The 9,339-nt window shown below is 58.8% G+C and carries 9 protein-coding genes; all 9 read right to left on the bottom strand.

Annotated elements, in window-relative coordinates; all coding sequences use genetic code 11:
* Window positions 1-529, bottom strand: a 529-nt coding sequence (locus WBG04_RS14805) for a VWA domain-containing protein (protein WP_424315226.1), incomplete at its 3' end; no start/stop codon positions are given.
* On the bottom strand, window positions 529-1,098 hold the full coding sequence (locus WBG04_RS14800; RefSeq protein WP_424315225.1) for a DUF4381 family protein: 570 nt from the start codon (window positions 1,096-1,098) through the stop codon (window positions 529-531). The genes WBG04_RS14805 and WBG04_RS14800, both read right to left, overlap by 1 nt.
* On the bottom strand, window positions 1,095-2,027 hold the full coding sequence (locus tag WBG04_RS14795) for a DUF58 domain-containing protein (RefSeq protein WP_424315224.1): 933 nt from the start codon (window positions 2,025-2,027) through the stop codon (window positions 1,095-1,097). The genes WBG04_RS14800 and WBG04_RS14795 overlap by 4 nt, the downstream gene beginning before the upstream one ends.
* A 48-nt stretch (window positions 2,028-2,075) precedes the next feature.
* A complete protein-coding gene (locus WBG04_RS14790; protein WP_424315223.1) occupies window positions 2,076-3,077 on the bottom strand; it encodes an AAA family ATPase in 1,002 nt (333 codons plus the stop codon).
* A 378-nt stretch (window positions 3,078-3,455) separates the two neighbouring features.
* Entirely contained in the window at window positions 3,456-4,352 is an 897-nt protein-coding gene (gene sucD / locus WBG04_RS14785) for a succinate--CoA ligase subunit alpha (RefSeq protein ID WP_424315222.1), read from the bottom strand.
* A 24-nt stretch (window positions 4,353-4,376) separates the two neighbouring features.
* Window positions 4,377-5,561, bottom strand: coding sequence for an ADP-forming succinate--CoA ligase subunit beta (gene sucC, locus WBG04_RS14780; protein ID WP_424315221.1), 1,185 nt, complete (start codon window positions 5,559-5,561; stop codon window positions 4,377-4,379).
* Between the two features lie 120 nt (window positions 5,562-5,681).
* A complete protein-coding gene (gene xseA, locus WBG04_RS14775) occupies window positions 5,682-7,043 on the bottom strand; it encodes an exodeoxyribonuclease VII large subunit (RefSeq protein WP_424315220.1) in 1,362 nt (453 codons plus the stop codon).
* A gap of 42 nt (window positions 7,044-7,085) precedes the next feature.
* Window positions 7,086-7,481 carry a DUF2721 domain-containing protein gene (locus tag WBG04_RS14770; RefSeq protein WP_424315219.1) on the bottom strand — a complete coding sequence of 132 codons (396 nt, stop codon included), beginning with the start codon at window positions 7,479-7,481 and terminating at the stop codon, window positions 7,086-7,088.
* Window positions 7,482-7,665: 184 nt separating this feature from the next.
* Window positions 7,666-9,192, bottom strand: coding sequence for an RtcB family protein (locus WBG04_RS14765; RefSeq protein WP_424315218.1), 1,527 nt, complete (start codon window positions 9,190-9,192; stop codon window positions 7,666-7,668).
* Window positions 9,193-9,339 lie beyond the last annotated feature (147 nt).

The raw sequence follows: 9,339 nt of genomic DNA, 5'->3' as shown, positions 1-9,339 counted from the left end.
CAATCGCGGTGCCATCTTCCACCCGGCCGATCTGCACTTCCTTCAGGCGGTTCTTCAGCCAGTCATGATCCAAAGTCAGAGGACTGACCATGTAGGGTCGCCCGGCAAAGCCCACCATCCCGATCCGATCACCCGGACGATCACTGACAAATTCCTCGACCACTTCCTTGACCACCTCGAGACGATTCAAGCGTTCGCCATCAATCTCAAAATCCATCGCCTGCATCGATCCCGAAACATCAACCGCCAGCATGATGTCGATCCCGCTCGTCTCGACCTCCGTCCTGCCCTTCCCCAACTGAGGACGAGCCAACGCCACGATCGTCAGCACCAGGCCCAGGTATAAAAGCCCCATCAACAGTCCTCCGATCCGTGACTTGGGCTGCGAACCAACGCCACGCGCATCGGAAACCGAGGGCAGCCTCAGAGCCACCGCCCGCCCGGCCCGACCCCGGAAAAACGCCATGATCGGCAAGGCAAGCAACAGCCACAACCAAGCCGGATTCGCAAACTGGAAACTCTCGTCCATCAGGCCGCTACCCCCTTTTCTTTCATCGGCTCAGGAGCTTCGACAAAGGCGCGGGCCTTCGCCAACAACTCGCCTCGCTCACCCACACCAAGATCCGCACCAGCGAACTTCGCCATATCGCACGATCTCAGAAAACCACGCAAAGGATCCATTCTCGAACTCAGCACCCGATTGTCTTCAGCCGCCAGCTCCTGTAGGAACTCTTCGGTCGTCCTTCTCGGTGCAGCCAGTCCGAACTTGCGCTCAATGAAGCTTCTAACAACCTGACTCGCCGCCAAGGCAAAGTCTCCAGCTTCAAGATCGGTTCCTTTCCTCCCCAACCTATCCAATTCCCGCTTCGCCAGCTCCTCCGCCGTCGTTTCCGGCTTCGATCGGCGTTTGATCGCCCAAATAATTGCCGCCACCACCAACAAGGCCAACAAGGCCCACAGCGAATAGCTGAGCCAAGGCACCACCGGCTCCGGTTCCGGAATCTCAATCAATGGCTTCGGTCCACGGATGTCATCCTCAGCCTGCTGAGCCAACAAGGGCGACGCCAGACCCATCCCCAACACGAGAAGCGATCTCATTTGCGGGCCCTCCTTCTATTGAAAAATCCCATCAAGGCCGGAATCCAGTCGCGACCTGCGGAGAACTCCAGAAAATCGACCCCGCTTCGCCGTACCGCTGTGGTAATCCGCTCACGTCGGTCGACGGCCTGTTCCCGATACGACTCCCGGACCTTCGCACTCCCCGTGTCGACCTGAACCATCTCTCCGGTCTCCGCATCCTCGATGCGCAACACGCCGACGTCCGGCAATTCTGACTCGAGCGGATCATTCACTGCCACCGCGATCACATCGTGATGCCGACCCGTCACACTCAGCTTGTGCTGCAGTTCCTTCTCCTCGCCATGCAAACGGAAGTCCGAAATCAGAAACACCACCGCCCGCCGTTGCATCACGCGGTTCACGAAATCCAGCGCCCCATTGATGTTCGTTCCCCGACCCGTCGGTTGAAAAAAGAGCGCCTCGCGAATCACCCGCAGGATATTCGAACGGCCTTTCACTGGAGGAATGTAGAGCTCCACATCATCCGAAAAAAGCACCAGCCCGACCTTGTCGCGATTCCGAATTGCCGAGGCCGCCAGCACGCCACCGATCTCGGTCTGCAACTCGCGCTTGCTCGCTTCGCTTGATCCGAAGTCCGACGAAGCACTGACGTCGATCATCAGGATCATCGTCAGTTCCCGCTCTTCGGTAAAAGTCTTGATGAACGGCTCGCCCGTTCGTGCGGTCACATTCCAATCGATCGTCCGCACATCGTCTCCCGGCACGTAATTCCGCACCCGGTCAAAATCCATTCCCCGCCCCTTGAAGACACTCGCATAACTCCCCGCGAGGTGATCATCTACGAGACGCTTCGTACGAATATCCATCCGCCGCACACGACCCATGATATCGGCCACACGTGCTTCGTTCTCTTCGTCCTCCCTGATCTGTCTGCCGCTCTTCGCCATCAGCTCTGGATTCCCGTCTTCTGTCTTCCGTCTCTCAGTCTTGCGTCTTCAAGGCACCGGCATCTCATCAAGGATCTGCTTGATGAAATGCTCCGCATCCAAGCCCTCGGCCTCGGCCTCATAGGACACCGCAACCCGGTGCCGCAGCACGTCCGGCGCGATGGATTTCACATCGTGTGGCGTGACATAGGTCCGGCCTTCGAGAAAAGCCCGCGCCTTGCCGAGAAGCGTCATCGCGATCGATGCCCGGGGCGATGCCCCCACGCGAAGATAAGGTCCAATTTTGAGCCCGAAGTCCTCCGGCCGACGCGTCGCGTGAACCAGACTCACAATATAGCGCTTCACCTTCTCATCGAGATACACGCGATTGACCATCTCCTGCGCCCGACCGATGACATCAAGAGTTACCACCGGCTTCGGCGGCGGCACGTTCTGCGTGTTTGCCGCCACATCAATCACCGCCATTTCCTCATCCATGCTCGGGTAGTCGACCAGCACCTTCATGATGAATCGATCAAGCTGGGCTTCGGGAAGCGGATAGGTGCCCTCCTGTTCGAGTGGATTTTGAGTGGCCAGCACGAAAAACGGATCGGCCAACTTGAAGCTCTCCTCGCCGATCGTCACCTGCTTCTCCTGCATCGCTTCAAGCAAGGCACTCTGCACCTTCGCCGGCGCCCGGTTGATCTCATCCGCGAGAATGAAGTTGGCGAAAACCGGCCCATGTTTCACCTCGAACTTCGCCGCCCGTGGATCGAAGACCTGGGTTCCCACGATGTCGGCCGGCAGCATGTCCGGCGTGAACTGGATGCGGTTGAATTTGGCGCTCACGAGCTCTGCCAAGGTCTTGAGAGCCAGGGTTTTCGCAAGCCCCGGGACTCCCTCCAGCAGCACGTGCCCCTTCACCAACAACACTGCGATCAACCGATCTACCAGATCCTGTTGGCCAATCAGATACCGCCCGATCTCAGCCCGTAGCGGATAAACCCACTCGGACGCCCCCTTGATTTCCTCTTCCGTCAGCCCTGTCGAACTCGCTTGCGCCGTTTCCATATCTAAAGTCAAAAATGTATTTCGGTTGTAACTACAGCATCAGCGTTCTTGCCGCGCTTGCTTGTCTGCCAAAATCCTAACTTTTCGAACCCGCCTTGCAAGAACCACGGTGCCCAAGTGGCATGACCGTCCCGGTCATGATTCCGACGAGCCATTACCTGTTCTCAATTCCCTACTTCCCGACCAGCGTTCTGATTCAAACTTTTGGAAGTGGCAGGCCCCCGTGCCACTATCGTGACGGCTCACCTCACCAAAATACTCACAACCAAGCGCACCCGTCCAAGCCACCCACCCTCGTGCGACGGGGCGTCGCACCTCCCATGAAAACGGCGCAGCCCTTTCGAGCTGCGCCGTTGAAAAATCAAAATCGCAAACAAGCTACTTACCCCAGCGCTCAAGGAGGGTCTTGGCCATGTCACTTGGCGTCTCGGCCACCGCGATCCCGCACTCGGCGAGTATCCGCTTCTTGGCTTCGGCGGTGTCATCTTCGCCACCCACGATCGCCCCGGCGTGACCCATGCGACGGCCCGGAGGTGCCGTCGCACCGGCAATGAATCCAGCGATCGGCTTCTTGCAGTGGTCCTTCGCCCAACGTGCCGCTTCGGCTTCCGCATCTCCACCGATCTCACCGATCATGATGATCGCTTCGGTCTCCGGATCGTCGTTGAACATTTTCAGGACATCGATGTGGCTGGTGCCGTTGATCGGATCACCACCGATTCCGACGCAGGTACTCTGACCGTAGCCGAGCTCGGTGAGCTGAAACACGGCCTCGTAAGTCAAGGTGCCGGAGCGTGAAACCACGCCGACATTGCCGCGCTTGTGGATGTATCCCGGCGCAATGCCGATCCGGCAGCCGCCGTGACTCTTTTCACCGCGACCTGGAGTCACGACACCCGGACAGTTCGGTCCGATCAGGCGGCTCTTGGAACCCTGCAGTGCCGACTTTACACGCATCATGTCCATCACGGGAATGCCTTCGGTAATCGCAACGATCAGATCCACCCCGGCATCGGCGGCTTCAAGAATCGCATCGGCGGCAAATGGAGGCGGCACGAAAATCGCCGAAGCGGTCGCGCCGGTTTCATTCACGGCTTGAGAAACAGTGTCGAAGATCGGCACTTGGTCTTCAAACTTCTGTCCGCCTTTGCCGGGAGTGACTCCCGCCACCAGCTTCGTGCCGTAGGCGAGCGAAAGCGATGCGTGGCGTGCGCCAAAGCTGCCGGTGATGCCCTGAATCAGGACCTTGGTGTTTTCATCAATGAGAATGGCCATCGTCTTAAGTATTAAAATTCAATTTCAGGCGGAAACAGCGGCGACGATCTTTTCGGCTCCATCGGCCATGGTCGTCGCGGCGACAATGTTCAGGCCGCTCGCAGCGAGCGTCGCCTTGCCAGCTTCGACATTGTTTCCTTCCAAGCGCACCACCAGTGGCAGCGGCAGTCCGGTTTCCTTGGCGGCAGCGATCACGCCCTCGGCGATCACGTTGCAGTCCATGATCCCGCCGAAAATATTGATCAGGATGCCTTTCACGTTCGGGTCCCCGAGGATGATCTTGAAAGCGGCAGCCACCTGCTCTTTGGAAGCACCACCCCCCACATCGAGGAAGTTCGCCGGCTCACCACCGTAGTGCTTGATGATGTCCATCGTCGCCATCGCCAGACCGGCACCGTTGACGAGACAGGCAATGCTTCCATCCAGACCGATGTAGTTCAGGTCAAACTCGGAAGCCGCCACCTCGCGGGGATCCTCCTCTTCCGTGTCGCGCATCGCGACGATATCCGGGTGGCGGTAAAGCGCGTTGTCGTCGAAGCCGAACTTGGCATCCAGCGCGAGCACCCGGCCATCCGGTGTGGTGACCAGCGGGTTGATCTCAAGCATCGAGCAATCGCACTTGATGAACAGCGAGTAGAGATTCTTGAGCAGCTTCGCGAATTGCTTCGCGATGTCGCCGGACAACCCAAGCCCCGCCGCAATCTTGCGGATTTCGTAAGCTTGAAGACCGAGCAAGGGATGCACGAACTGACGCATGATCTTCTCCGGCGTATCGTGCGCCACATCCTCAATGCTCATCCCGCCTTCGGTGGAAGCCACGATCACCGGCTTCGATGTTGCGCGATCGAGAAGGATCGCGAGGTAATACTCGTGTTCGATGTCGACCGCCTCCGCGATCATCACCTTGCGGACCAGGCGGCCCGCCTCACCGGTCTGAACGGTGACAAGGGTTTCGTTGAGCATCTTACCGGCAAACTCGGCGGCTTGCTCAGGCGATTCGATGAGGTGAACACCGCCCTGAAAACCGTTTTTGAAATGCCCCTTGCCGCGACCACCCGCGTGGACCTGAGCCTTGATCACCAGCTTGGAACCGGAGAATTCCCTGGCAGCAGCAGCCGCCTCTTCGGGCGAGGACGCCACCTTTCCTTGAGGGCTTGGAACCCCGTACTGATCGAATAGCTCTTTGGCCTGGTACTCGTGGATGTTCATATCGCTGAAAAATTACGCGCGAAGCTGTTCTCCCGACCCGAGGGGGTCAAGGAAAAGGCCGTAAAGGACAAGGATCCTCCGAATTCGACCCTTGGCCGCCCCGCATCAAGCAGCTCGATCTCACTCCACCCGCTCGCTGACCAACTCACCATCCTTCAGCTTCGTGACCAGCTTATCCCCTAGCGCCACGTCCTCCTTCGAACGGATCACCTTCCCCTCCGCCGTCGTCGCGATCGAAAAGCCGCGCTCAAATGCCGACTCAGGCCCGAGCGCCCGAAGCATCGACTTCAAGCGCTTGAGCGTCTCCCGCCGATCGTGAATCTCCTGAGTAACGCTCCGCCCGAGCCGAACCTTCATCTGCTGAATCTTTTCCAGCCGCTGCTCAATCTGCCTCTCAGGCCGCTGCGCCTCCAACGAACGCTTGAGAGAACGCAACTCGGCCACCCGGTCGCGCCAATCCGCTTGCACCGCTGACGCCAGACGCCCTCTCAGTTGATCCACCCGCATCGCCGGCTCACGCAGCAGCCGCTCACCGCCTCGCGAAAGCACCCCGCGCTTCGCATTCTCCAGCAGCAATCCCAGCCGCTCGATCCTTTCGCCCACTCGACGCGACAAGCGCCGCTTCAGCACGCCGAGCCGCATCTTCAACTCCTCGCCATCCGGCACCGCCAGCTCCGCCGCCGCGCTCGGAGTTGGTGCCCGCAGATCCGAAACAAAATCGGCAATCGTGAAATCGATCTCGTGCCCGACCGCCGAAATCAACGGGATCGGGCAATCAAATATCGCCCGCGCGACGATCTCCTCGTTGAAGTTCCACAGATCTTCCAATGATCCACCTCCCCGCCCCACGATCAAGACGTCGCACTTCGGAGTCTCCCCTTGTGCCGCCCCCATCTGTCGAATCGCCGCCGCGATCTCGCGCTCCGCACCCTTTCCTTGAACCCGCACCGGCAGCAATACCGGCTGCACCCACGGAGCCCGTCGCTCCAACACGTTGAGGATATCCTGAATCGCCGCACCCGTTCCCGAAGTGATGATGCCCACCACCTTCGGAAAAACCGGTATCTGCTTTTTCCTCGCCGCCGCAAACAAACCCTCCGCCTCAAGTTTCTTCTTCAGCGCCTCGAACTTCGCCTGCAGGTCGCCGACACCTGCCCGCTCGACTTTTGAAACGATGATCTGCAACTGCCCGCGCGCCTCGTAGACACTCGGCTCCGCAAACACCCGCACCTTCGCCCCGTCCTCCAGATCCGCCGATCCCTTCTTGTGTCGCGCGCCAAACATCGCGCAGGAAATCTGAGCTCGCTCATCCTTCAGTGAGAAATACCAGTGCCCGCTCGCCTGCTTGCGCAGATTGGAAACCTCTCCTTCGACCCACTGCTCACCCAGTTCGATCTCAAGCAGATTCTTCATCCGCCGGACGAGCTGCGTCACGCTCAGCGCCTTCGAATCGGCGGGCTTGTTGGAGGAAAACAGATCCACGCGCCGACTCAACGAAAACCCAGGCCCGGACTCAATGCCCAATCACTTTCTCTCCTCCAGCTCCCTCAGCATGATCCTCAGCGCTCCGCCCGAGATCCAAACCTCGACCATCAGGCACGCCAGCGACCCACCCATCAGCACCAAGGCCGCCCAAAACCCGACCTGAGCCCCTTCTTGCCACGCTGCCATGATCGACACCATCGAACCAACACAGAGAAACAAGCTCACCGCCCCGAGAAACTGCATCCACCGAATGAGGATCAGTCGCTTTCGCAGATTCGCGATCTGCGCGAGCACCCGCTCGTCCTTATTGTCGACCCAAGCGCGATACAACTGACGGATCAGCGACGCCAGATGGAGAAAGCGATTCGTATACGAGAGAAAGAGCAAGCTGATCGCTGGGAAAAGCAAAGCTGGCGTGGAGACATCGAGAGTCATGACCGAAAAGCTATCGTGAGCTATTCCCACTCACAATAATTACGGCCCGGAACTTGCCGGCTAAAGCCAGCGCTCCAATCGCAAGTTCGACCCATCACTCCGGCAATTCGAGACCCCAGCGCTGGAGCGCTGGCTTTAGCCGGCCCCGGAGCCCCAGCGAATCACCAAGGGACTCCGAAGCCCATTACCACTCATCACTCAGCTGCTGCCTCGTCTTCCTCCGGTCCTTCCGATGCTCGATCTGGCGTTTCTGTTTCGGCGTCAGCTCCTTTTCGCGCAGCCATGGTTTCGGCACGTCGCCGGCCATGATGCATCCGAGCGGACGAATCTCAGCCACCACCTCGGCCAAGCCGAAGTGCGCGATCTGCGCCTTCACCGCATCCGCGTTCTTGTAAGCCACCGGCGTCTCACTGAGATCCGGTTGACCACAGAACCAACGGACGTCGATCCCATCGGTGCCTTTCTCGATCGCGTGACGACGCGCTTCTTCGCCGGGAAACTGACGCTTCAGCGCCGTCCGCGACATGTTTCGACCCGCCCCGTGCGGCGCGAAGGAAAGGAACTCCTCCTGATCGGCACCCAGCACCATCAGGATTGGTTCTGCCATGTTGAGAGGAATCAATCCAAGCTGCGGGCGTCCATCGGAATCCTTCCACGCCGGAGTCGCCCCCTTGCCGTGGAAAAACAGGTCGCCACGCTGCCAGACGAAGTTGTGCTCGTTGCCGAAATCAGCCACGGCAGTTCCTCCGATCCGCTCGATGAAGCGACGATGGATCGCCCGGTGATTCGCCTTCGTCCACCGAGCGACATATTGCAGTGCGTCCCAGTAGTCCTTTCCTTCCGGCGCCTTGGCATCGATCCACGCCGCCGCTGAAGGAATGTGCTGCCCTTTCCGAGCCACATGCTTCAAAGCCACCGCCTGTCCACGCTTGTAAACGTGAGCTCCGAGGCTACGCGACCCGTGATGGGTCACGAGGACACGGTACCTTTTCGGCGAAAGCACAGCCGCCAAATCGGCATGACGCGTCAAACGCAGGACCGCGAGCATTTCGGCAGTGACCTCCATCTCGCCAAGGTAGGCGAAGTGGTTTCCATCTCCCTGGTCTGCCAGATGCGCATGGGCACGATCACGCATCCCGCAAAGGAATCGATTGTTCCACACTTCCTCATCGAGCACCGGATCGTAAACCAGGTCATCGAGATGACGGTGCCCCGGTCCGAAACGGGTCGAAGAAGTCAGCGCATCCAGCTCCTTCGCGACGCTACTACGATCTTCGTAGAAGGTCGCAAACATCGAGCAGCAGATATCCGCCGAGTGGGCCGAGGGAATAATGGCATTCTCAACCGCAATCGCCCCACCCACGGGAATGACCGCCTGACCTGCGCCCGCCGGACACGCATCCGGCATGATCGCACCACGTGCGATCACCGGAGTCTTCATCAGCTCGCCCATCTTCTTGCGGACCAGCGCCACGTTGGCCTTCTCTTCCTTGCCTTCCGGTAGGATCGCCTCGGTGAACCCAAGCGCCTTCTCACGCATCACCATCTTGGGAGGTGGCGGCGTGATCTCGCGCTTGAGCAGCTTCATCGCATATTTCTTGTCCGAAATTCCACGAGCCTCGTACTCGGTGATCTTCGCAAAAAGATCCTTGAACAGCGGCCCGGGTTCATACCCGGCCGCGATCAGATCTTCTGACGTCAATAGTTTCATATTCTTTAATCTCAATCCTTTAACAGTAATCAATTTGAACAGAAGGAAACGAAGAGAACAAAGCCGAGGCTCTGCCCCAAACTCTGGATCTTCCATTTCAGACCTTCTAAATCCCCGCTCTTTAATTCCAAAGTATACTTGAACAGA

Origin of the sequence: Haloferula sp., assembly GCF_049672945.1 — a bacterium.
Classification (GTDB): Bacteria; Verrucomicrobiota; Verrucomicrobiia; order Verrucomicrobiales; family Akkermansiaceae; genus Haloferula.
Note: the sequence above shows the minus strand (reverse complement) of the source record. Positions and strands in the feature narration are given on the sequence as shown.

Coding starts and splice junctions, on each gene's coding strand:
- sucD (WP_424315222.1), bottom strand. CDS start 4,352: ATGGCCATTCTCATTGATGAAAACACCAAGGTCCTGATTCAGGGCATC.
- WBG04_RS14790 (WP_424315223.1), bottom strand. CDS start 3,077: ATGGAAACGGCGCAAGCGAGTTCGACAGGGCTGACGGAAGAGGAAATC.
- WBG04_RS14800 (WP_424315225.1), bottom strand. CDS start 1,098: ATGAGATCGCTTCTCGTGTTGGGGATGGGTCTGGCGTCGCCCTTGTTG.
- WBG04_RS14770 (WP_424315219.1), bottom strand. CDS start 7,481: ATGACTCTCGATGTCTCCACGCCAGCTTTGCTTTTCCCAGCGATCAGC.
- WBG04_RS14765 (WP_424315218.1), bottom strand. CDS start 9,192: ATGAAACTATTGACGTCAGAAGATCTGATCGCGGCCGGGTATGAACCC.
- WBG04_RS14795 (WP_424315224.1), bottom strand. CDS start 2,027: ATGGCGAAGAGCGGCAGACAGATCAGGGAGGACGAAGAGAACGAAGCA.
- sucC (WP_424315221.1), bottom strand. CDS start 5,561: ATGAACATCCACGAGTACCAGGCCAAAGAGCTATTCGATCAGTACGGG.